General features: G+C 47.7%; 19 protein-coding genes and 1 tRNA gene. 10 read left to right on the forward strand and 10 right to left on the reverse strand.

The features are described from left to right. Nucleotides 1-246 precede the first annotated feature (246 nt). Together AS151_RS23255 and AS151_RS15085 are read right to left on the reverse strand one after the other, a co-directional pair. Nucleotides 247-1,074: a GUN4 domain-containing protein gene (locus AS151_RS23255; protein WP_071517887.1), complete on the reverse strand. Its 828-nt coding sequence runs from the start codon at nucleotides 1,072-1,074 to the stop codon at nucleotides 247-249. Nucleotides 1,075-1,314: 240 nt separating this feature from the next. Beyond that, entirely contained in the window at nucleotides 1,315-1,608 is a 294-nt protein-coding gene (locus tag AS151_RS15085; RefSeq protein ID WP_071517905.1) for a nucleotidyltransferase domain-containing protein, read from the reverse strand. 212 nt (nucleotides 1,609-1,820) lie between these two features. On the opposite strand from AS151_RS15085, the gene AS151_RS15090 reads away from it, so the two are divergent. After that, a complete protein-coding gene (locus tag AS151_RS15090; RefSeq protein ID WP_071517888.1) occupies nucleotides 1,821-2,786 on the forward strand; it encodes a serine hydrolase in 966 nt (321 codons plus the stop codon). 1 nt (nucleotide 2,787) lies between these two features. Here AS151_RS15090 and AS151_RS15095 read toward each other — a convergent pair whose 3' ends face one another. Both AS151_RS15095 and AS151_RS15100 read right to left on the reverse strand, forming a co-directional pair. Continuing rightward, a complete protein-coding gene (locus AS151_RS15095) occupies nucleotides 2,788-3,615 on the reverse strand; it encodes a tetratricopeptide repeat protein (protein WP_071517889.1) in 828 nt (275 codons plus the stop codon). Nucleotides 3,616-3,692: 77 nt separating this feature from the next. Beyond that, nucleotides 3,693-3,781: transfer RNA gene (locus AS151_RS15100), tRNA-Ser, on the reverse strand. Nucleotides 3,782-4,068: 287 nt separating this feature from the next. Here AS151_RS15100 and AS151_RS15105 point away from each other — a divergent pair. Together AS151_RS15105 and AS151_RS15110 are read left to right on the forward strand one after the other, a co-directional pair. Next, nucleotides 4,069-5,256, forward strand: coding sequence for a SpoIID/LytB domain-containing protein (locus AS151_RS15105; protein WP_071517890.1), 1,188 nt, complete (start codon nucleotides 4,069-4,071; stop codon nucleotides 5,254-5,256). 89 nt (nucleotides 5,257-5,345) lie between these two features. Continuing rightward, nucleotides 5,346-5,963: a DUF4230 domain-containing protein gene (locus AS151_RS15110; RefSeq protein ID WP_139240680.1), complete on the forward strand. Its 618-nt coding sequence runs from the start codon at nucleotides 5,346-5,348 to the stop codon at nucleotides 5,961-5,963. 108 nt (nucleotides 5,964-6,071) lie between these two features. Here AS151_RS15110 and AS151_RS15115 read toward each other — a convergent pair whose 3' ends face one another. The 3 genes from AS151_RS15115 to AS151_RS15125 form a co-directional block, all read right to left on the reverse strand. Continuing rightward, nucleotides 6,072-7,496, reverse strand: coding sequence for an SAM-dependent methyltransferase (locus AS151_RS15115; RefSeq protein WP_139240682.1), 1,425 nt, complete (start codon nucleotides 7,494-7,496; stop codon nucleotides 6,072-6,074). Between the two features lie 127 nt (nucleotides 7,497-7,623). Continuing rightward, a complete protein-coding gene (locus tag AS151_RS15120) occupies nucleotides 7,624-7,935 on the reverse strand; it encodes an acylphosphatase (protein WP_244533034.1) in 312 nt (103 codons plus the stop codon). 36 nt (nucleotides 7,936-7,971) lie between these two features. Next, a complete protein-coding gene (locus AS151_RS15125; RefSeq protein WP_071517893.1) occupies nucleotides 7,972-9,561 on the reverse strand; it encodes a glycoside hydrolase family 57 protein in 1,590 nt (529 codons plus the stop codon). A gap of 185 nt (nucleotides 9,562-9,746) precedes the next feature. Here AS151_RS15125 and AS151_RS15130 point away from each other — a divergent pair, with 185 nt between their 5' ends. Together AS151_RS15130 and AS151_RS15135 are read left to right on the forward strand one after the other, a co-directional pair. After that, the gene (locus tag AS151_RS15130) at nucleotides 9,747-10,331 is read left to right on the forward strand and encodes a thioredoxin family protein (protein WP_071517894.1); all 585 of its coding nucleotides are present in this window, start codon (nucleotides 9,747-9,749) and stop codon (nucleotides 10,329-10,331) included. Nucleotides 10,332-10,397: 66 nt separating this feature from the next. Further along, on the forward strand, nucleotides 10,398-10,760 hold the full coding sequence (locus AS151_RS15135) for a rhodanese-like domain-containing protein (protein WP_071517907.1): 363 nt from the start codon (nucleotides 10,398-10,400) through the stop codon (nucleotides 10,758-10,760). Nucleotides 10,761-10,827: 67 nt separating this feature from the next. On the opposite strand, the gene AS151_RS15140 is transcribed toward AS151_RS15135, so the two are convergent. Both AS151_RS15140 and yidD read right to left on the reverse strand, forming a co-directional pair. Continuing rightward, nucleotides 10,828-11,640, reverse strand: a complete 813-nt coding sequence (locus AS151_RS15140; protein WP_071517908.1) for an ABC transporter permease — start codon at nucleotides 11,638-11,640, stop codon at nucleotides 10,828-10,830. Between the two features lie 62 nt (nucleotides 11,641-11,702). After that, a complete protein-coding gene (gene yidD / locus AS151_RS15145; protein WP_071517895.1) occupies nucleotides 11,703-12,020 on the reverse strand; it encodes a membrane protein insertion efficiency factor YidD in 318 nt (105 codons plus the stop codon). A gap of 59 nt (nucleotides 12,021-12,079) precedes the next feature. Between yidD and AS151_RS15150 the strand changes: the two genes are divergently transcribed. Next, nucleotides 12,080-12,790, forward strand: a complete 711-nt coding sequence (locus tag AS151_RS15150) for a diacylglycerol/polyprenol kinase family protein (protein ID WP_244533035.1) — start codon at nucleotides 12,080-12,082, stop codon at nucleotides 12,788-12,790. Between the two features lie 5 nt (nucleotides 12,791-12,795). Here the strand turns inward: AS151_RS15150 and AS151_RS15155 are convergent, their stop codons facing one another. Beyond that, nucleotides 12,796-13,773: a zinc ABC transporter substrate-binding protein gene (locus tag AS151_RS15155; protein WP_071517896.1), complete on the reverse strand. Its 978-nt coding sequence runs from the start codon at nucleotides 13,771-13,773 to the stop codon at nucleotides 12,796-12,798. Between the two features lie 93 nt (nucleotides 13,774-13,866). On the opposite strand from AS151_RS15155, the gene AS151_RS15160 reads away from it, so the two are divergent. The 4 genes from AS151_RS15160 to AS151_RS15175 all read left to right on the forward strand — a co-directional run. Further along, nucleotides 13,867-14,619: a metal ABC transporter ATP-binding protein gene (locus tag AS151_RS15160; RefSeq protein ID WP_071517897.1), complete on the forward strand. Its 753-nt coding sequence runs from the start codon at nucleotides 13,867-13,869 to the stop codon at nucleotides 14,617-14,619. A gap of 18 nt (nucleotides 14,620-14,637) precedes the next feature. Further along, nucleotides 14,638-15,525 carry a metal ABC transporter permease gene (locus tag AS151_RS15165; RefSeq protein ID WP_071517898.1) on the forward strand — a complete coding sequence of 296 codons (888 nt, stop codon included), beginning with the start codon at nucleotides 14,638-14,640 and terminating at the stop codon, nucleotides 15,523-15,525. Between the two features lie 450 nt (nucleotides 15,526-15,975). Further along, nucleotides 15,976-22,002, forward strand: a complete 6,027-nt coding sequence (locus AS151_RS15170) for a choice-of-anchor I family protein (protein WP_071517899.1) — start codon at nucleotides 15,976-15,978, stop codon at nucleotides 22,000-22,002. Between the two features lie 431 nt (nucleotides 22,003-22,433). Further along, the coding region (locus tag AS151_RS15175) for a DUF4347 domain-containing protein (protein WP_139240684.1) at nucleotides 22,434-24,307 on the forward strand (1,874 nt) is incomplete at its 3' end.

Consider the following 24,307-nt stretch of genomic DNA (forward strand, 5'->3'; position numbering starts at 1 on the left):
GATGATTTGCGAAGTAACCCTACTTCCCTTCCCACCGGCCCAAAAAGTCACGCAAGTTGCTATCTTTTTTTTGATGGCAAAGCGATCGCGATGGCTAATATAGAGGAAAATAAAAATTTGGAAGCGCCAAAGGGAATAAAAATAAACCCTCAAACCTCAAAACTCATACCAAGTCCACCTCAAACAGACGCGCTGTTCCATCCATGGAACGTTCTTTTTCTTACATAAAACTGCATTTATTCCAGGTTAAAGCTTACAAGCATCTGTGCGAGAAAAGAGAACAAACAACCACAACAGAACCCAACACAAACAAATTCTTCCTACCCCCGGCAAATGCCCTGCAGGCTGGAAATTCCCATCCAAACACAGTTCTTCATACGACTTCCACTTGCCATTTTCTCGCCAACCGACAATATCCGCAAACTTTTTCACGGTCTCGTAATCCTCCTCTCCTCCCAAACTTTGATAAATTTTCTTTTGAACGCTAAAGCCAAATTTGCCGTTGCTATACTTGACCCACAAACGGTCGATGGTTTGCAAATCTTCACAGGGGAAATCCTCTATATCCTCTGCACGCAAACAACCTTCCTTTTCTCTGCCAGCAACTTTTAGCATAGCCTTTGCCGTTTCTTCATCGGCTTGTCGCCACTTTTGCTTCGCCAGCAAATCTCGCAATTGGGTATAATCGTATCCCACTGCACTTTCAGGGGAAACATCTTCTTGCTGTTGGGGTTGACTTTGAGAGTCTAACTTTTTGTGAAGCCCAGCCACTTCTTGTCGTACGTTGGTGATTTCTTGTTGCAACAAACCAACTTGTTGTTGTAGCTGTTGCTTTTTGTCAAGTTCTTGCTGTAATAGGTGATATTTATAAAAAAGTACGATATACTGCCGTTGTAATTGTTCGTATTTTTGTAGAATCTTTTGTTCCCAACGTTCTCTTTGCGAGAGAACTTCTTGGAAGGCTTGAAAAAAACCCTCCCAAGTCGGCGAAAACGTCACTAAGGGGTAGCCACAGTTGCTACAAAACTGTTGGTCTTGGGCACCTTCTTGTTCGCAAATTCGACAGGTTCCCATGAGAGACAACGCTACTTCACCCTATTTTTTAGTATAACATAGCTGGGATCGCAGACAAAGAAAAGGCATCGCGGTCAAATGACTGTACGCAATGCTGTCCCCCTTAAATGTTACAGTTTGTGAATTTCTGGATGATGGAACGTAGTAGGACTGCCCCTACCGATTAATTGTCTCAATTGTCTCATATACACGCCAAGTGAAAACGCTATATATCGTAAATGAACTCGATCTTGGTTTTCTTTACCAAGCGATCGCTCCATCGAAAATATGTTCTGGAATATACTCAGATAGTGCTTTTTCAGTTACAATATAAACTTTTCGTCCTAATACACTTTCCCAGTCGCATAGCCAACCACCTGGAAACCAAGGCGTAATTTGATCCAAATCGGAATCTACCAAAAAATCGATATCGCTGTGTTCGTGAGCTTCTCCCCGCGCCATCAACCCAAAAACCCGAATGTTGAACGCACCGTATTTGGCAGCGATCGCAATTATATCCTCTCGTTGATCCAGCAATAAATCTTCAATTCCCAATCCCGTTTTGGCTGCCATGAAATACTCCACAGAAACTCCCATTCTACAAACAAATTTCCCACCAATAATGTCAACCCCGGCACCACATTTTCGCCAGCTAACGTATCTGCTACACACTGCTAGTAGCCAACAGTTGCTTCCTATAGTAAAATCTTAGTTGTTCCGGCGGATTTGAACGGGAATTTCCCTTGGTTCAACGTTTGCACCGAATTATGCCTTTTTTCCAAACCGACGAACAACTGCAAGACCAAAAGCATCGCATTTTGCAAGCCACCTGGGAACAGTTTCCCCAACTGGCTAAAAATCAAATTGCCTTTAGCTGGGTAGTTTACGACCCTCCCATTCCCGTCAATACCGGAGGCGCGCTGAATCCAGAAACGTTTTGGAACCAGCCAGTCAGGGGAGTTCACTATCGCGGCGAAGAACGCATCTATCCCGCTAGCGTGGTCAAAATTTTCTATATGGTGGCTGTTTACGAATGGTTGCAAAACGGCATGATTCAATCTTCGCCGGAATTAGAACGCGCCGTTCGCGATGCCATTGTTGACTCTAGTAACGATGCCACGGGGTTGATGGTGGATATGCTCACGGGAACCACCAGCGGACCGGAGTTACCCCCCGGACCGTTTGAGACTTGGAAGCAACAACGCAATTTGGTGAACAACTATTTCCAATCGTTTCAATGGGAAGAGTTTGAAACTATTAATATCAATCAAAAAACTTGGGGAGACGGTCCTTACGGTCGGGAACGTCAGTTTGTGGGAGAACTGATGGAAAACCGCAATATGCTCACTACTAATGCCACAACGCGCTTGTTGCATGCAATTATCGGCGGTGTGGCGGTTTCTTCCCAAGCGTCGCAAGAGATGATGCGTCTGATGCGGCGTAGTCTCAACCCAGCGGATTTGGATGCGAATCCAGAAAACCAAGTCCGTGGTTTTTTGGGGGGTGGTTTGACGGAGAATATTGCGGGAATCAAACTTTGGTCGAAGGCTGGGTTAACCAGTAGCGTTCGCCACGATGCTGCTTATATTGAAATTCCGGGATATCGTCCTTATTTGTTGGTGGTGTTTACGGAAGGGAAGAAAAACAGTCAAAGTGAGGAGATTTTGCCTTTTGTTTCCCAGCAGTTTGTGGAAGCGACGAAGTCTCTGGGAGAAATTACAACCAGTCATTGAATCAATTTCCATCCAGTAGTTTTTCGGGAACATCCCAGCCGAGTTCCTTGGCTTTGCGAAAATATTGCTGTGCCATTTCGGGGTCGTTAATGGTTTCCGATTTGTGGTAGCACATTCCCAGGTAAAAATTTAGTTGGGGGTCATCTCCCAACTGCTGGTATACTAGTTCAAAAGCATCCCTTGCCTGTTGCCATCGTTGCTGTTTGTAGTAAGCCATTCCCAAATAGTAACGCGCATCCACAATCCAGGGAGAATCGTTTTCTTGGTACAGGGTAATGGCTGCTTGTAAAGGCTCGATCGCTTGTTCTGGTTGTTCTGTATTTAAATAAACCAGACCTAAACCATAGTATCCTTCTGGATTGTCCGGTTCGATCGCTTTTAAACGTCGATAAGCAAATTCGGCTTGCTGGTAATTTCCCCGCATTTGGTAGACAACGCCAAGATTTTGATAGGCTGTACCGTTGGCTGGAGATGCGCCAAGCGATCGCTGGTACCATTCTATAGCTTTTTCCAACTCTCCTTGCGATCGCAACAGATGACCCAAATTATCCATGGCATCGCAAAACTGTTCGTCTTGCGCGATCGCTTCCTGGTACAAAACCTTGGCTTCTTCTAATTTTCCTTCTGCAGTTAGTTCGATGGCGCGATTGTAAAAAACCCGCGCCTGTTCGCTATCAGTAGGACAGGCAACCGCTTGCGATGTTGATTTGATGGGAATTTCTACTTGCTCTGTTTCCTCAGCAGCCGCAACACCTGCATATCCCCAAACTGACATCGTGGCGCAGGCAAAAAATACCGCCGCCTGCCGTGCCAACGGCCGAATCCTCATTTCTTGCTTCTCCTAGGAAGTGGGGATAATTCTGCGATCGCTGCGGGGAACAAAACCGAAACTGGCAAACTTGGCAACGGAGAGGGAGGGATTCGAACCCTCGGTACGGTATTCACCGTACAACAGATTAGCAATCTGCCGCTTTCGACCACTCAGCCACCTCTCCAAGGTGTTCACCATTATTATATTACTATACCATAACTAGCTATGTACACCCCCTAGGGGGAAAAATTTCGTTTGATAGCATCTGGGAAAGTTTTAGTAAGAAGTAGCCATCGGGAATCTTGAATCTAGGTTCTCTAGCGATCGCCAAAAAATTTTTCCACTTGGGGGGTTGACTGGGAGATTTTTTTGATATAAGTGGGCTCAGGTCGCGTATATTAACTTTTGAGAAGTTGGGGTGTGTCTTGCCAGCTTGACCAAAGCTACTACTTGTCGTGAGGAGTGTATTTTATGAGTTCTATTCCCTGCCAGGTTCGCGCCACCCAACCGCAGAAACGTTGGCTTCGTCCTGGCAAACCCAAATTTTGGTGGTTTACTTTTCTGTTTTGGTTGCTAGTCACAACACCAGCCAACGCCGCTGTTTTTTTGCGCGTGGCGATTGAAACCGGTGCCAAACAGGTACAAATAGGTACTTCGACTGCGGCAACTGTAGAAGACAGTCGTGGCAATACATTGGGAGAAATTGAGGGGATGACTTCCTTAGCTGCCATCAAGGATCGTTCTGGCATCTCCCTGCAACGCTGGCGATCCGGACAGTTGCGCATCGATCCCCAGGCAAATGGGTACGTTTATATTGGCGATCGCTGGTACCGCGGCGAAGCCATTTTGGTCCCCACAGGCAACGGCGTCACGGCAATCAATTACGTAGAATTGGAAGACTATCTCGCCAGCGTCGTGGGAGGTGAAGTTCCCACCAACTGGCCGGTAGAAGCACTCAAAGCACAGGCAGTGGCAGCGCGTTCCTATGCTTTGTACAAACGCCGCCACCAAAGCAATGCCTTGTACGACCTGGAAGACACCACCGCTTCCCAAGTTTACAAAGGTCTCGAAAGTGAAACCAACACCACCCGCCACGCGGTGACTGCCACGGAAGGTCAGGTACTAACCTACAACCACCGCATCATCGAAGCTGTATTTCACTCTTCTTCCGGCGGTCACACCGAAAATGTAGAAGACGTATGGAGTTCGCCGCGACCCTATCTGGTAGGAGTGCAAGACTTCGACCGCGGCGCGCCAGTTTTCCAATGGACGGAAGTGCTTTCGCAGTCGGATATTAACCGCAAAATTTCTGGAATTGGCCAAATTTTATCCATGACGCCAGAAGCAACCACCCCCCAAGGTCGGGTTAGTACCATGCGTATCGAAGGTTCTCAGGGAAGCAAAGTTGTCGATGGGGATGAATTGCGCCGTATTCTAGATTTGCGCAGTAGTTTATTTACAGTGGTTCCCCAGTACGGTAGCAGCAAAAGTGCCGGTTCGGTTCCGGTTGCTTTTCAAATCAACGGACGCGGCTTCGGTCACGGCGTGGGATTGAGTCAGTGGGGGTCGTATTTTCTGGCTTTGCAAGGATACAACTACCGCCAGATTTTGGGTCACTACTACCGCAACACCACCTTGGCAAGAATTCAACCTCGCTAGGGACGTTCGTGGGAACTTTTCTGGAAATTTGCTACTGTGAATTCTATGAGTTATTGTTTTCCATCGACCCACGTTCGCGAGGTGCGGCCATGAGAAGAGCCACCATGCCAACGCTGTTTTTGGCTTTGGCTTCCATAGCAACGTTTTTCTTTCTCCACCACCGCTATCAAAAGCCGGCCGTGGAAAGCGAAATCGAAGCCATTTTAGCAGGAACCACAGAAGAACTGGCCAATTTGGAAACGGCGCGGCTGAAGACGGTTACTGTGGTTTCGGTTTCCAAACCCAATAAGTTGAAAACTTGGATGGGAACTGTCCATGTGGGGTCTTTGGAAATGGCTTACAAAGCCTTTGGTTCGGTTCGCGCTGGCATCGATTTGCAAGAAGGCTACAGCATTTCGCAGGTAGGGAAGACGACTTGGGTACATCTCCCAGCGCCTAAGGTTCTTTCTACTTCCATTGATGTACGCCAAAGCCAGCCTATTCTTATCGACCGCCGTTGGTTGGCACCACCGGCAGAGGCGGAGTTGGTCACCGAGGCCCAGGAAAAAGCGGTGAGTGAGTTGGAGGCGGCAGCCTGCAATGGGTTGTTGGACCAAGCCGGCGATCGCGCCGAACAGCTGATGGAACAGTTGTTAAGCCAAGCAAAAATGGAAAACGTACAAGTTAAAGTAGCGGCACCCAGTTGTTCTTTGCAGGCAAGAAAATGAATTATGTTTTGTTGGGAAAAGGATAAATCCAGGAGATTGCCGCTATAGAGAAAATCAAATTCGATCGAACAAGGTAGAAATTCCCAAAAAACCAGCTAATAACATCGATTAGTCTTTATTTTTGGATTTTTTGTTGGGGTCAAGCAAGCCAGAAGGCGATCGCACGCTTTTGGGAATTTGCGATCGCAGGATACCGTTTTGGTACCAGCCACACCCCAATTCAAATTCTCCGTAGCGTACGTGAACGTACCCGGGAGTCACATCGGCGTTCAGAGGTTGGGACTCTCCCGCCAAAAAGCGCCAAACCACCGCTTCCTCAGTAAGTTCGATAACATGGCGTTGCAGAAAACCACCAAATCGCTGCAAGGCAAAGGTGGTGGGTTTGTATTCGCCGCGTACCACCCGCAACAGGGAAATACCGATATTTTGAGTTTCCGGTCGTTGCAGGGGTTGGCAGTTGGCTGTCGAGAGCCAGACTTTTTCCTTACTTTTCACCCAAGCTTGTTGGTTTTGAAAAATTGCTTCCTGACAGCCAAAGCGATCGCAAAACCAACGTATCCCCTCGCGATCGGGAACAGCGCCTCCCAAAATCACTGGGGATGGGGTAGGCGGAGAACTCAATTGCGCTGCCGTCCGCCGGATTGCTGCCACGAAAAAGCCACCTGTATTGTTAAAATGGGGAAAATAACGCTGAGCATTGGCAATATCTTCGCGAAAAGTTTGTCCCTGCCACTGGCGCAACCCAGGCATGGCTGTGAGTTCGGGAATGGGAACTGGTTCCACATAGCCGCGATCGCCCAACACCCGCTCCAAAACCGTCTCATTTTCTTCCGGAGCAAAGGTACAAGTACTATAAACAATGCGTCCCCCTGGCTTAACCAACTGCAAAGCGCGCTCCAACAACTGGCACTGTACGGAGGCCACATATTGACTGTAACCAGCTCGCCATTCTCCCCTAGCTTGAGGCTTTCTTTTGCGCAGCGTCCCTTCACCAGAGCAAGGCGCATCCAACAAAACGCGATCGAAAGAATGGGGGAGAAATTCAAGAAAACGTCCGTCTTGATTGGTCGAAACCACATTCAGCAATCCCAAACGTTCGATGGTCGTGCGCAAACTCGCCAGGCGGGGAACTTGTACCTCATTAGCAACCACCACACCATCTTCTCCCATTTGCAAGGCAATTTGCGCCATTTTGCCCCCCGGTGCCGCACATAAATCTAAAATGCGATCGCCTGGTTGGGGATCGAGCAATCGTACCGCCGTGAGGGCAATTTCTTCTTGGACCTGAAACCAGCCAGCAATAGAAGGCAACGTAGTTCCCGGTTTTTCCCAATTGTAGGTACGAAACGCCCAGGGATACCAACCCAACGGTTCAAAATCAATATCGCGGTCCTGCAAATATGCCGCCACCGCCTCCGGAGTGGTTTTGTGCGGGTTCACCCAAATACAAATAGGCAGCGGTTGCTGTAGCGATCGGCGAAAAGCTTCCGGATCGTCCAGAATGGCAGCATAGCGCTCCACCAGTTTTTCCATACCTGATGTAATTTCCGATTTTGGCAATATGAGTTCTCCGAAATCTCCCAAAAACAAGTAGAAAAAAGGGAACCAGAACAAAATATTTCCCGATTCCCGAGATACCTACTGGCACCATCTCAACCCTCTAGTAGCGGACTTCAAAGCCGCTGAGTCCTTGCGGTTCTTCATTTTCCACATTCACTTCGCGTACGCGCGCCGCCGAACTGCCTTGGTGGCACCATTGAATCATTTCCTCCACCAACGTAGGTTCGCCTTCAAAAACAGCTTCTACCCGTCCGTCGGGTAAATTGCGCACCCAGCCGCTGACACCGGTACTGGTGGCTTTATGCCAAGCAGCGGCCCGGAAGCCGACCCCTTGTACCCGTCCGGAAATGTAAACATGAGCGCGCGTGAGTTTGGTTTGGGGTTCCGATGGAGACATATTGGGTAAAGTCATTGCTAAATTCGCCTTAGAGGAACGCTGCAAAACACGTTAGAGAGGACGGTAGACGCGGTAATCAATTTTGGGAAAGATGTTGTCCAAGGTTTCTACCTTTTCCAACCAACCAGCATCAATTTTGCCAGATTTAATCTCCTCATAGAGTTTGTTAAACCGCATCAAATGCGATCGCGTGCGGCGGACCGCATAAGGTACCATAGTTCCCGTACGCATAATAAACGCCCAGTCAGAAGATTGTGCCAGCAACAGTTCCCTGGCCGCTTGATTTAAAGCACGCCACTGGAGTTCATCTTGGGGTTCGTAGGTAGATAGTTCGATCGCACGTTCGGCAGCCTTGTGCAAGTGGGGATAAATCCAAGAATTGGTTTCGTTCAGCCAATATTCGTGGAACCCTTTAAACCCCCAACTCGATTGGGAAGGACGGCAAACCTGCTGGGTAGGGTGAGCTTGCAAATAATCCGACAAATGGGTCATCTGATAGGTATCCTGGTCGTGCCAGCTTTTGCGGAATAGAAAATCCAAAAACCACGGTCCCTCGTACCACCAGTGACCGAATAACTCCGCATCGTAGGGAGAAACCACAATCGGCGGACGTTGCATCACCCCGTACAGGTACTCTACCTGCCGTTCGCGGTTAAACTGAAAATTCCCCGCATGTTCTGCCGCCTTTTCCCGGGCCCAATACGGGTCGTACAGCTGTTTGTCGCCCAAATCGCAACCGCGACCGGTAATTTTATGGTACTTGATACCGGTATTTTTGCGCTGCCCGTTGGGCATAATATAGGGTTTGATGTAGTCGTATTCCGCTTCCCAGCCCAAATCTTTGAAAAATTCGCGGTAAACCGGGTCGCCGGGATACCCTACTTCCGAGGACCAAACCTGCTGGGAAGACTCGTGGTCGCGGCCAAAAGCCGCCACCCCAGTTTCGGTAAAAATCGGCGCATAGGTACCAAAACGCGGCCGAGGACGGGCGTATAGAATACCGTGACCGTCAGTGATAAAATAGCGCAAACCGGCATCCGCCAGTATCCGTTCCAGACCTTCATAGTAGGCACACTCGGGAATCCAAATGCCTCTGGGTTTTTGCCCAAAAGTCTGTTCGTAATGTTCCACTGCGACCTTAATTTGCGCCCACACCGCCTGGGGATACATTTTCATCAAAGGCAGGTAGCCGTGGGTAGCACCGCAGGTAATAATATCCAGATGGTTGCTGTCGAGATACTCGGCAAACGCCGTTACCAAGTTTCCGTTATAGCGTTCCCAATAGGCACGAGCTTTGCTCAGTTCGTCAGCGTAATGCTGCGCCAAATAGCGGATATGACCATTATAGGTATTGTGTTCGATTTCTTTGGCAACAAGTTCTTCCAGTTGAGCTAAATGCTCGTCGTAGCGTTTTTGCAGTAAGGGGTCTTGCAGCATGGAAATGAGCGTTGGCGTCAAACTCATGGTGAGCTTGAAATCAATGCCATCTTGCTTTAACCCCTCAAAAACCCGCAGCAGGGGAATATAGGTTTCTGTAATCGCCTCAAACAGCCATTCTTCTTCCAGAACGTAATCGCTTTCTGGATGGCGGACAAAAGGCAGGTGAGCGTGTAAAACGAGAGCAACGTAGCCAATAGCCATAGGATTTCAACTGGTTAACGAAATCGGAATCGCGATTTATGAAAATACTACGATTCCCTTTGATTTTATGATTTAAGCGCCACATCAGCTGAAATCAGTTTTGCCACCCAACTACCACTTTCCCCTTGCTTTGGTTTACCATATTTCATAAGTAGAACTGCGCCTAGAGGGGAGTTTGAGAGATTATGGCACTTACAGCCTCTACCATGCTGGATTTGGGAACGCAAGCACCCGATTTTCAGCTTCCGGATACCGTTTCTGGTGGCACGATTTCGCTGGATAGCTTCACCCACCAAAAAGCCTTGTTGGTGATGTTTGTTTGTCGCCACTGTCCGTACGTGCAGCATATTAAAGAGGAACTGGCGAAAATCGGTCAGGATTACGCCGGTAAAGGATTGGGAATTGTTGCCATTAGTTCCAATAATATCGAAACCCATCCCGACGATGCTCCGGAGAAACTCAAGGAAATGGCGCAACAGCTGAATTTTACCTTTCCCTTTTGCTACGATGAAACTCAGGAAGTAGCCCAAGCCTATACCGCTGCTTGCACCCCTGATTTTTTCCTATTTGACAGCAACCGAAAACTGGTATATCGCGGACAGTTGGATGACAGTCGCCCCGGCAACGACGAACCGGTGACTGGAAAGGATTTGCGTGCTGCCATTGATGCGGTTCTGTTTGACCGAGAAGTGCCATCCACCCAAAAACCCAGTATGGGCTGTAATATCAAATGGAAACCGGGGAACGAACCCGCTTATTTTGGTGCTTAGGGCGAAAATAAGTTAAAATACTTACCACTCTGTTTCGTTTCGTTGTTTCCTACCTACCTGTGGCCTATGGTTGCTTTATTTGATAATCAGTCCATTCCAGAAATTTCTCCCCAAGAATTACAGCAACGCCTCAATTCACCCGATCGCGATTGGGTGCAATTGCTCGATGTACGCGAACCCCAAGAAGTTTCTCTAGCTAGTTTGGAAGGATTCCGCGTGATTCCGTTGAGTCAGTTCCGCCAGCTGGCAGAGCAACTTTTGCAGGAACTCGATCCCCACGCAGAAACCATTGCTATGTGCCACCACGGCATGCGTTCGGCACAGCTTTGTCAGTGGTTGCAAATGCAGGGATTCACCAACGTGAAAAATGTAGCGGGTGGGATTGATGCCTACGCTCGCATGGCGGATCCTTCCATTCCTCGCTACTAGGATAAAAAAGGGGGGCGATTTGCCATTGCCCCCTCCTTGACAAAAAATATTTTTTATGATATGAACATCAATCTTGTTGGTGGGAAAATTGATAGGCACCGATAAAAGAAAGGGCGATCGCGAACAAAAGTAACATGGGAATCGTATACCAGGGAAACTGCGAGATTTCGTAGGCGGCAGCTCTCATGCCGACGCTGGTATGGGTTAAAGGCAGGACAAATACGACGGTTTGTAGCAAAGATGGCAAATCGGCGGGTTCAAAGAAAGTGCCTCCCAAAAACGACATGGGAACGATGAGAAAATTGTTAAACAATCCCACGGTTTCCAGAGATTGCACTTTCAATCCTACAATAACGCCCAATCCCGAAAACACAGCACAATTGAGTACCAAAAGACCCAAAAACAAGGGATTGAGAAAGCTCCAAATCTTGCCAGTAAATAGAATGGCCACCACCAACACCGAACCGGAAGTAAGCAATCCCCGTACCACGCCAGCCATCATTTTCCCCAGATGCATGGCGAGGGGATGGATGGGTAGCAGCAGCATCTCTTCAAAGGTTTTGGTATACAAGCGATCGCCACAAATAGAAAATACCGTACCGGTAAAACTAATGGTCATGGAAGAGAGAGCCACCATCCCCGGTAGAATAAATTCTAAATAGCTCTCGCCAATTCCCGGTCGAATGGAACTTCCCAACCCCAAACCAAACGCCAAAATATAAATCAACGGTGCCACCAAACCAGATGCGGCGACCTGGAGAACCCGCACTCGCAAATCCAGCCAGTCTCCCCAAAATATGGTCAGGCTATCTTGCCATAGAGTATCTATCTGCCAGTTGCGAAAATTTCCCCATTTGCCAAGGGAAAGCGTTTTTTGCAAAGCCACGAATCTAAAATTTCAATAACGTCAATTCTCTATTTTTAGCGTTTTTTTTACAATTCTCAACAAATTGGTGTATTTTTTGTATCTTGAGACGGTTTGCTTTCCCCGTGGGAACCATGCTGGCAGGTATGGGAAGCTTCTGGAACTGGGTCGTACCCACCAGGATGGAAAGGATGGCAGCGAACCACTCGTCGAACCGCCAGCCAACTACCGTAAACAATGCCAAACCGTTCGATGGCTGTGAGAGTGTATTCGGAACAGGTGGGATAAAACCGACACCGTGGACCCAACAGGGGAGAAACCAACAGTTGGTACGCCTGAATCAACCACATCAAGAGAATTTTGAGGGTTTTTCCCAGAAAACGAAATAATGGCATAGAATTTAGCAAGAACCCCATAAGCCGTTAAAAAATCCGTAAGCTAATTCTATGGTACATTGCAAAAGGAAGAATTAGGCATTTTGCGAATTTTGGAAGGTACGCCTGGTTTTGGGATTCAAATTACGGCTGTTGGTTTGTGGCTGGCACTGGTGTTTGCGGCTGCCGCGATCGCCAAACAGATAGCATCCAACCCAGAATTGGTCCGCAAAGTAGTTCACATCGGCACCGGCAACGTGATTTTGCTGGCATGGTGGCTGCAAGTACCGGCGGAATTAGGCATTGCCGCAGCGATCGCGGCTAGCATCGTCACCCTGTTATCCTACTGGTTCCCCATTTTACCGGCCATTGACAGCGTCGGACGCAAAAGTTTGGGAACATTTTTTTATGCCGTCAGCATCGGCATTTTGGTAGCGGCTTTCTGGCATCTAGAACAACCCCAATACGCTGCCATTGGTATTTTAACCATGGCGTGGGGAGACGGTTTGGCGGCATTGGTAGGACAAAATTTCGGTCGCCACAAATATAAAATTCTGGGAAATAAAAAAAGTTGGGAAGGTACCACGACCATGGTAGCGGTGTCTTTTGTGGTGTGCAGTTCTTTGCTACTAGCCACCCAAGGTAACTGTTGGCAAACCTGGGTCAGTGCTACCCTGGTGGCGATCGCGGCAGCAAGTTTGGAAACCATTTCCCAACTAGGCATCGACAATCTCACCGTTCCCCTCGCCAGTGCCAGCTTAGCATTCTGGTTCGGTCTGCTATCCCTGTGAGACACTTAACGAAACGATTCGTACTCGCCACCCAAATTTTCCGTAATGGTTTTGGTATTTTGAACCATCATTTTGATATAACTATCGGCAGAACTCCCTTGCGGTCCAATGGAATCAGAATATAACGCCGGTTCTGCCAACTTTACCCCAGCTTCGGTCGCTACAGTCTGAATCAGTTGGGGATTGATGGTGGTTTCGGCAAAAATCGCCGGTGCATCGGTTCGCTTCACCGCTTCCACCAATTGTTGCACGGTTTTGGCACTGGGTTGTTCTTCCGTACTGATACCGATAAGCGTTCCCGTTACTTCCAACCCATAGGCATTGGCATAATATTCAAAAGCATCGTGGGTGGTAATCAATTGCCGATTTTCTTCGGGAATGGTGGCAATTTGCTGTTGGATCCAATTGTGCAGCCGTTCCAGTTCGGTAACCAGTTCGTCAGTATTTTCGACAAACGCCTCTCGGTCTTCCGGGGAAAGTTCTACCAACTCATCGCGAATGGTTTCCACCATGACGATAGCATTTTTGGCACTTCCCCAAATGTGGGGGTCAGGTTCTAGGTTTTCTCCTTCCTCGGATTTTACTTGTAGCGGCGATACGGTTTCGGCAACGGCAACTTTTCTAGCGTTGATGCCAGCGGCGTTGATGAGTTTGATTAAGTTCGGTTCCAAGTTGTAGCCGTTGTACAAGATTAAATCCGCTTGTTCAAAGGCAATGCTGTCTTGGGGAACAGGTTCGTAGATATGCGGGTCGGTACCGGGTTCTAAAATTCCCGACAGTTGGATGTCGTCGCCGCCAACGGTTTCTGCCAGGTCGGTCAAAATGGTGCTGGTGGTAACAACGTTGGGGAGGTCGTTATGGCTGTTGGCAGGGTTGTTGCTGTCGGATTGGGTACAGCCACCCAGCAACACTGGCAGCAAGCACAGTCCTACGGTTAGTTTTTGCGGCAGAGAGGTTGCAAGATAGCGTATGAATGAATTCATTTTTGCTTGGTGTTTTCATAATCTTTTCATTCTTCTATCATATTTTTTTCATTTTTTGGTATATTGAGAGAAGTGGATAAGCTGAGAGGTTTCATGAAGACGTTGACAAACAGGGAAGGGATTGCCATCGACCGGCTGTGGGTCCACTACCGCCATGTAGAGGCTTTGCGGAATATTAACTGCCAGGTGGAAGCCGGTAAGGTGACGGGGATTATTGGTCCTAATGGTGCTGGCAAAAGTACGCTGTTGCAGGCGATGCTGGGGTTGATTCCGGCAAGTCAGGGAAAGGTGATGTACCAGGGACAGCCTTTGCAGGTGCAGTTGAAACGGGTTGCTTACGTTCCTCAGCGATCGCAAATTGATTGGACGTTTCCGGCGACGGTTTGGGATGTGGTGATGATGGGTCGCGTGAAGCATACGGGTTGGTTTCGTCGTTTTTCTAGTGTGAGTCGCCGAATTGCTTTGCAGGCTTTGGAGAGAGTGGGGATGGAAGGCTACCGCAATCGCCGAATTGGCGAACTTTCTGGCGGACAGCAGCAGCGGGTGTTTTTGGCGCGATCGCTGGCGCAACAAGCAAAAATCTTTTTCTTGGACGAACCGTTTGTGGGGGTGGATAAGAAAACAGAGGGGATTTTGTTTGATATATTTCGGGAGTTAGCCGATGAAGGGAAAATTGTGTTAGTGGTCAATCACGATTTGGGCGAAAGTATTACCAATTTTGATAATTTAATTTTATTGAACCAAGATTTGATTGCTAGTGGCGATCGCGCTTTGGTGTTGCAGCCGGAAAACATGCACCGTGCTTACGGCGGTCAAGTAAGCTTTTTCTCCGAACAGGTAGCATAGCGGAGTTTCAATCTGGTTATGTTCGAGATTTTCTTAGAACCTTTGCAGTACAGTTTCATGCAGCGATCGCTAATTGTGGCGGTGACGGTGGGATTGATTTGTGCTGTGGTGGGTAGCTATTTGATGGTACAGCGGTTGGCTTTGCTGGGAGATGCCATCAGCCACTCGTTGCTGCCGGGATTGGCGATCGCTTTTTTGTTGGGGGGCAATATTTTTGTGGGTGCTTTTATTGCCGGGATTGTGAGTACCATTTTGATTACTTGGATCCATACGCGATCGCCCATCAAAGAAGACGCCGCCATGGGAATTGTATTTTCCGCCTTCTTTGCCCTAGGGATTACCCTAATTACCATTATCCAGAAAAAAAATAAAATCGACTTAAACCACTTTCTATTTGGTAATATTTTAGGCGTAACAGCAGAAGATGCCCGCAACACAGCCATTATTGGGTTTATCGTCATTGCTGCCGTGGTTCTTCTCTACAAAGAACTTTTATTTTATAGCTTCGATCGCTTGGGAGCACAAGCCGCCGGTCTGCCTGTCAATTTGCTAAACTTTGGTTTAACCATTCTCATTGCCCTAACCGTGGTTGCCAGCATGAAATCCGTCGGCGTGATTTTGGTGCTGGCTATGCTGATTATTCCTAGTTCTACCGCTTATCTGCTAGTTCCCCGCCTCCATCAAGTCATGGTATTGGGAGCGATTTTAGGCGTTTTGTCTAGCATCAGCGGCATGTATTTAAGCTACTACTACAACTTGCCTTCGGGTCCAGCGATTGTTTTGGTGGCTTTTGGTTTATTTTCCCTGACCTTTCTGTTCGGTCCCAGCCACGGCGTCTTGACCAATCGGCGGGGTAGCAACAAGCGAACCTCCATTATCCAAGAAATCAAAAAACTTTTGCAATAAGTTTTGTGAAGCTAGTCCTCTCTTAGCCAAACTTTAACCTTTTCTAAAAAAAAGCTTAATTTTCACCGGATACTTTGATTGAGGAACTGGGAATCGGAACAAACTGCCGAATTCTATAAATTCCAGGCATTTTGCTCTATCGCACTGGTTCTACTGGCGTTCTCAAGGGGTCTTCGTTTTTCCAATCGCCTGCTTCAGGAACCCTCCACTTCTTGAAACATTTGATATCCGTTCATCCAGCAGCCTATCGGCATATTCATTCACCATCTAGCTTGCTCTTACCAAAACACGGGTTCACCATTTCTGGAGGTGGGGGGAACGTTACCCCGCTTTTTTTTTGGTCGTTTTCAGTATATGGGTCCGAATCTACTGAAAACAAATTCCCAAACTTGACATCTGTTGGCTCAGAAAACCACACCACACTCACTCATAGATTGAGGAGAAGCATACATGGCTACCAGTATTTTTGATATTCAAAATACCAACAATTCCGATGGCAATTCTCCAGAGGTCGGGAATACAGTCACCACAAACGGCATCGTTACAGGGATTTATGATGGTGGCAATCGCGTCTTTATCCAAGACGGAACCGGACCTTGGAATGGTCTGTTTTTGTTTCAACCAAATACTGATTCAAATACTGATTTAGAAGTTGGCGATGAAATTAAAGTCGAAGGAGAAGTAAAGGAGTCCTTTGGCTTAACGCAAATTGCCAAAGGAACGGTCACGGTTCTCAGCCAAGGCAACGAATTGCCGGAACCAGAAGTTCTGTCTACAGGGAATGTCGGTCAGGAAAAGTGGGAATCGGTTTTCGTTCGTACCGAAGACGTGGAAGTCACCGACGCCAACCCCGATGATCCCAATAATGACTTTGGCGAGTTTGCCATCGATGATGGTTCTGGATCCGTTCGAGTGGATGACTTGGGGTCCATTACCTTCAACCCCAACGGCGGCGAAACTTTAGAATTCTTGCAGGGACCGCTAAACTATTCTTTTAGCAATTTTAAAATCGAACCCCGCAACAACGACGATTTGGGGGATATTACCGTACCCGTTTACGCAATTCAAGGAAAAGGTCACCAATCTCCCTTTAAAGACGAATCCGTCACGACTTCGGGAATTGTTACGGCTGTAGATGATAACGGATTTTATTTACAAGACCCTAACGGTGATAATGATGTAGCCACATCTGATGGTATTTTCGTGTTTACCAATTCTTCTCCCAGCGTTAGTGCTGGTGATGAAGTAAAAGTAGAAGGAGAGGTAAGCGAATTTTTTCCTGGCGGCGAAGATACGGGAAATCTATCCACTACGCAAATTACCGCCGATAATTCCAACATTACGGAAATTTCCACAGGCAACAACCTTCCCGAAGCAACAGTCATTGGCGAATCGGGTCGTACCCCTCCCACCGAAAACATCGAAGACGACAACTTTAGCGAATTCCAACCAGATGCCGATGGCATCGATTTCTTTGAATCCCTGGAAGGGATGCGAGTAACAGCAGCAGATGCAGTTGCTGTGGGTCCGACCAATCGTTTTGATGAGATTTTCACAGTAGTTGACGGTGGTAACAATGCCACTGGAATTAGCGATCGCGGTACGCTGAATATCAGTCCCAACGATTTCAATCCCGAAAAAGTCCAAATCGACTTTAACGAAAATTTGCTACCGGATGGTTTCGAGTTTCCCCAAATCAACATCGGTTCGCAGTTGGGGGATGTTACCGGCGTCATCAGCTACGACTTTGGCAACTTCCAAATTCATCCCACCCAAGCATTCAATGCCACCAACTCGGATATCGAACCAGAAACCACCAACATCGAAGCCACCGGGGAACAAATCACCATTGCCAGTTACAACGTCCTCAATCTAGACCCAAAAAAAGAAGACGTAACCTTGGTTGACGAACAAGACCCCGACGAAGTAGATGACGATGTAGAGGATGGTCGATTTGAAGCGATCGCGCAGCAAATTACCGACAATCTTAACACCCCAGACATCATCGCCTTACAAGAAATCCAAGACAACGACGGTGCCGAAATCACCCAAGAGAGTGCTGCCAACCAAACCCTGCAAACCCTCACCAATGCCATTGATAACGCTGGCGGTCCCAACTACGAATTTATCGACACTCCCGGTATCGTCCCTGCTTTTGAAAACGAAGACGGCGAAATCGTCCGTCCCACCGGCGGTCAGCCAGGCGGCAACATTCGCAACGCCTTCCTGTACAATCCAGACCGAGTAAATTTGGTAGAAGATTCGGTGGAACCCCTCACCGACCCCAAAGACCAAGCCGAAAACGAAAACAACCCCTTCTTCGGCAGCCGCATTCCCCTATCTGCTACCTTTGAATTCAACGGAGAACAGATAACTCTGGTAAACAACCACTTCTCCTCCAAAGGAGGTAGCAGTCCCATTCTCGGCGTCGAACAACCCTTTGAAGAAAGGCAAGAAGAGGTAGAAGTTAACGGTTCCCTCGACGAACGGACCAAACAAGCCAACGCCGTCAAAGACTACGTAGACGAAATTCTAAACGGAAACCCCAACGCCAATGTCGTCGCATTGGGAGATTTGAACGAATTTGAATTCGTTTCCCCTGTTGATGAAATCTTGGGTTCCAGCTTAAACAACCTCACCAAAAACTTCCCAGAAAACGAACGCTACAGCTTTATCTTCCAAGGCAACTCCCAAAGTCTGGACCACATTCTCGTTAGCGACAACCTCAAAAACGCTGTCAGCGAAGATATTGTCCATACCAACAGCGAATTTGCCGATGCCGCCAGCGACCACGACCCCTTGGTAGCCGGATTCAACCTACCACCAACAGCCACCGAAGACTTGGTCTTAACCGAAATGGGTCGTTTCACAACTGGCGTTTTCGACGAAGGAGCTGCAGAAATTGCGGCTTTCGACCCAGAAACCGACCGTTTGTTCGTAGTCAACGGCAACGACGACACCATCGACATTCTCGATGCCAGCGACCCCACCAATCCCACCAAAGAATTTGCCATCGACGTGACCTCATTTGGCAAAGGAGCCAATAGCGTTGATGTAAAAAATGGTACCTTAGCGATCGCGGTAGAAGCCGAAGATGGAACCGCCAACGGTCAAGCCGTCTTCTTCAACACCTCCCTAACAGAAAGTGACAATCCCCTGGCTCAGGTAGAGGTAGGTGTGCTGCCAGACATGCTTACCTTTACCGAAGATGGTAGCAAAGTGCTGGTTGCCAACGAAGCCGAACCCACCGATACCGCCGATCCAGAAGGCTCCATCAGCATTATCGATATACCAGAAAATCTTGGTAACCTCAGCCAAGACAACGTCACCGCAGCTGGTTTTACCGACTTCAACACTCAGAAAGAAGATTTGGTCAATGATGGCGTTCGTATTTTTAAAGGAAAATCCGTCTCCGAAGACCTAGAACCAGAATACATCAGCGTCTCTGGCGACACCGCTTGGGTAACCCTGCAAGAAAACAACGCACTTGCCAAAGTAGACCTCAACAGCAACTCCGTCTCCGACATTCTTCCCCTAGGAACCAAAGACCATAGCAAGCCTGGCAACAGTCTGGATGTCAGCGATAAAGACGACATCGATATTGACACCTTCCCCGTATTGGGAATGTACCAGCCAGACAGCATTGCTTCCTTTACCGTCGACGGCGAAACGTATTTGGTTACCGCCAACGAAGGCGACTCCCGAGACGAAGAAGAACGAGTGGAAGACTTAACCCTCGACAGCGAAGCCTTCCCCAACGCCGACCAGCTGCAACAGGAAACCAACCTAGGTCGCTTGGACGTATCCACCATTGACGGCGATACCGATGGCGATGGAGAATTTGAGCAACTATATTCCTACGGTGCCAGGTCATTCAGCATTTGGGATAGCGACGGCAACCAAGTTTACGATAGCGGCAACGACTTCGAACAAATTACCGCACAGCAGTTCCCCGACGACTTCAATACCGACAACGACGAAAACGACTTCGACAGCCGCAGCGACGCCAAAGGTCCGGAACCAGAAGGCGTAACCACCGGCGTCATTGGCGACAATACCTATGCCTTCGTCGGCTTGGAACGCATCGGCGGCATCATGGTCTACGATGTCACCGACCCAGAAAATCCCACCTTCACCAACTACATCAACAACCGCGACTTCAGCGAATCGCCAGAATCCGGCAATGCTGGCGACTTGGGTCCAGAAGGATTGGAATTTATTGCCGCCGAAGACAGTCCCATTAATCAACCTATGCTGGCTGTCACCAACGAAGTCAGTGGTTCGACAACCTTCTATCACGTGGGAACTGGTGGTAATATTCCGCCACTGCTTACCAAACTCGACAGTACCAGCGTGGCGGAAAATCAAGAAGGAATTATCACCGTCGGGAATTTGACCACCAAAGACCTTGACGACGAAAACCACACCTATAGCCTGGTAGAGGGAGAAGGAGACACCGATAACAATTTGTTCCAGATTTTCGGGAACGAGTTGGTAACCGCAGAAACCTTTGACTTTGAAGAAAAATCCTCTCTCAACGTTCGCATACGTACCGAAGATGACAGTGGCGGTACCAGCGAACAAAGTTTCGCCATTGAGGTTACTGATGTCAACGAAGCTCCTACCTTAGCCAAGGAGTTTGACGATATCAGTGCCACCGCTAACGACAACCAAAGCATCAACGTCTTCTCATTTTTCACCGATGCCGAACAGGCAAGCAACACACTTTCCTACACGGTGGAAAGTAGCAATTCGGATGTGGTTGCATCCGATTTCAACCCACAGACAGGAAAGCTTTCCTTAAACTTCCAAAACGCTGGCGTTGCTGATATCACCGTTAAAGCGGAAGATGAGGCAGGTTTGGAAGTTGCCGATACTTTCAGTGTAGAGGTAGAACCAGAACCGCAAACCGAACCCAGTAACGAACCTCCTAGTATCGACCACATTGACATCGAACAGAATATTTCTGTTGAAAATACCATCGAACTCAATTTCAATATCTTCTCGCAGGTGTTCCAGGATTCGGAAGAGTCGGAATTGGAAGCTATTCGCATCGACAGCCTGCCGGAGAATGCTACTTTGCTTCTAGGTGGTGAAGAGGTTACATCCAAGCAAATTATTGGTGCAGAAGACATTGACCGGTTGGTGGTAAAACCCGGAGAAGGATTTACGGGAAATGTAAATTTCCGTTGGAGTGCTTCTGATGGGGAACGGTTTAGCCTGTTTGGCAAAACCATCGACATTGAGGTAACGGGAGTTAGTATTCAGCGGAATGTTTCGGTTCAGAATATCGAACTCAATGTCAACACCTTTGAACGGGTCTTTGAACTCTTCAGCAACGTTTCTGGGTCGCAACTACAGTCCATTCGCATCGACAGCCTGCCGGAGAATGCAACGTTACTCCTAGGTGAAGAAACGGTTTCTGTCGGACAGGTGATTACCGTCGAACAGATTAACCAGCTAATTGTTGAACGCAGCGAAGGGTTTACCGGAACTGTTGATTTCCGTTGGAGTGGTTCTGACGGCGAATCTTTCCTCGTCTCCAACAAAACTGTCAGCGTGGAACTGACTGATGACGTTGAAGATGAAGACGGGGAAGAAGACGACGGAGAAGACCCCGATATGGAGATGGGTGATGGCGACACTGACGGTGATGTTGGTGAAGATGCCGATGACGATGACGACGACGATGACGATGATGATGATGATGATGACGACGATACCTTCGTACCGGATAATGAGGTAACCGGCAGCGACGAAGAAGAAACCTTGGAAGGTTCTGAAGGGGACGACGACATCACAGCAGCAGCCGGCAATGATATTATTGTTGCTAGTTTTGGTAGCGATCGCGCCAGTGGTGGCGAAGACAGCGATTTAATCTTTGGCAATGCTGGTAACGATTCCCTAGATGGCGGTATCGGCAACGATGTCTTGTTCGGCGGTATGGATGACGACGAACTCTCCGGCGGTGCAGGCAACGACGTTGTCAGCGGCGATTTAGGCAACGACCTGGTTTCCGGTGGCGATGGCGGCGATATCCTCATCGGTTCTCAAGGTAACGACACGGTCAACGGCGAAGCTGGTGGTGACCTGCTCTTCGGCAACCAGGGGAACGACGAACTCTCCGGTGGTGATGGTAATGACTCCCTCTTTGGTGGTCAAAACGAAGATATCATTACCGGCGGTGCAGGCGACGACTTGCTGAGTGGCGATTTAGGGTTCGACACGCTTATCGGCGGCGAAGGCAGTGACAGGTTCCTGTTGCGACCTGGTGTTGGTAGCAATACGGTAGAAGACTTTGAAGATGGCGTGGATTCCCTACGCTTGGTTGGTGGGTTGAGTTTCTCACAACTTACGATTGCTTCCACCGATGTGGGTGTTTCTATTTCTCTTGGGGAGCAAACCCTAGCCAGTCTCGTAGGGGTGCAGGCAGACGAGATAACGGAGGAGGATTTCCAACAAATGAATGCTCTGTAGAGCGTTTTTAGAGCGTTTTAGGTATTTTTGCTTGAAAATCTCTTTTTTAAGGTGGAAGATTGGCCAATGGTACTGAAATCCTATGAGATCTCTTGCGATCGCACCATAGGTTTCGTCACGGCCGCTTCCACTTTTTTTGTGTTTGGGGACACCTAGAGTTGGCGAAGGTTTCATCAATTCTTTATCGGAATTTGTACGGGATAGGGAGAAATCTTTATATTGTATTGTTCTTCCGCTCGGGTTGGCGATCTATACTGGAAATGCAATTGGGTACGCAAAAGGCTAGGCTACTGTTTTTAGGAGGCAGTTCACAAAAAGTTACAATTCTGCGAAAAATTTTCAGAATTGAGCGGAAAAATAGCTCCAACCGTAGGTAGCGATCGGTAAAATTTGGAGCATAGGGTTGTAGCAAATCAGATCCTTTAAGAATTATGGAATTCACCGCTGTTATAACCGACCAAGCAACGGAAATCCCTCGAAGTCAAGGCTTGTTCTCCAAAAGGGAAATTGCTTTTATCGATTCGGGGGTAGAAGATTACCAATATTTAGCAGCAGGTGTTATAACTGGCATTGAGCCGATTGTCTTAGATCGCGATCGCGATGGCATCGAGCAAATCACGGAAGTTCTGCAGGCAAAAGCTTCCGAGGATGTACCAACTCGCTACCAAGCCATCCACCTGGTTTCCCACGGTTCTCCCGGTTGTTTGTACTTAGGGAACAGTCGGTTAAGCTTGGAAACATTACCGAAATACTACCAGCAACTGCAACAATGGCGTCAGGTTCTAGCGGAAAATGCCGAGTTGTTGGTTTATGGGTGTCAGGTAGCTGCCACTCCAGCAGGAAATTGGTTTATTCAGCTTTTAGAACAACTTTCCGGGATGCAAGTGGCTGCTTCTGCCAAGCCAGTTGGGAATACAGATACCGGCAAAAACTGGGAACTAGAATTTGGTACTGGGAAAATTTCTACTTCTATAGCTTTTTCAAGAGATATTCAGGAAACTTATACTGGTAGCCTCGTTTCTGTTGATATAACCAGTGATGAGTACGATACTTCTAATAGTGATACATCTTTACGAGAAGCTATTGTAACCTCCCCTGATGGAAGCACGATTAATCTTGGAGCATACAACTACGAACTTACGATTACTGGAAACGAGAATGATGGAGAAAAAGGCGATTTAGATATCAATGGTAAAGAATTAACGATAATTGGAGATTCTGCTAACACAACTACGATCGATGCAAGCGGATTGGGCGATCGCGTCTTTCATGTACTAAATGGAGGAACTTTAACTTTAGAAAATGTAAAAGTTACTGGAGGCAATGTAAGTGGTGGTGATGATGGAGGTGGCATATTTAACTACGATAGTACAGTCACTATCAAAAATAGTACGGTAACCAGAAATACTGCCGATGGCGATTATAGCGATGGTGGAGGGATTGCCAATAAGCAAGGTACTCTTAATATTTACAATAGTACTATTTCTAATAATTATGCAAGCGATACAGATGATGCGAATGATGCGATATCAACTGGAGGAGGAATCAACAATTATGATGGTACGGTAACTATCGTTAACAGTACTATTTCTAATAATACTGCTTTTTCAGACACAAATGGAAATGAAGAAGGTGTAGGAGGTGGCTTATATGTCGAACAGAAGGATGGCGATCCGGTTCTAAAACTTACACACGTTACTATCGCTGGGAATAGTACCTATGAGTCTGGTGGTGGCGTTTATATCAAAAATAAACTTAAGAATAGTGGTAACCCCACCGATCTTACCATTACCAATTCAATTATAGCTGATAATTCTATAGATTCTGGTTCCGGATATGCTGACTTTGATGAAGATGGCCAAAGCACAATAACTATCGAAGGAAAAAATATTATTGAAAGCTACGACATTCCATCTCCACAAGGAAGTGGAACTATTGACAGTAGCGATCCAAGTTTAGGAAATCTTACAGATAATGGCGGTTCAACAAAAACTCATCTATTACCAGCTAATAGCATAGCTGTTAATGCAGGAGAGGACAGTGCAATTCCAGAAGACAATGCGGATTTAAATGACAATAGCGATACTAGCGAAACTTTACCACTCGATCAACGAGGAGAAACAAGAAAAGTTGGCACAGTTGACATTGGAGCTGTAGAAAATCAAAAACCCACTACCCCAACAGATAGCGACAGCAGCTACAATCAAATAGCGGAAAATGCCAGCAACGGCACCAGTGTGGGGATTACTGCCAGTTCCAGCGACCCCGATATCAGCGATACAGTTACCTACAGCCTCAGCGATGA

The organism is Geitlerinema sp. PCC 9228, from assembly GCF_001870905.1.
Lineage (GTDB): Bacteria > Cyanobacteriota > Cyanobacteriia > Cyanobacteriales > PCC-9228 > PCC-9228.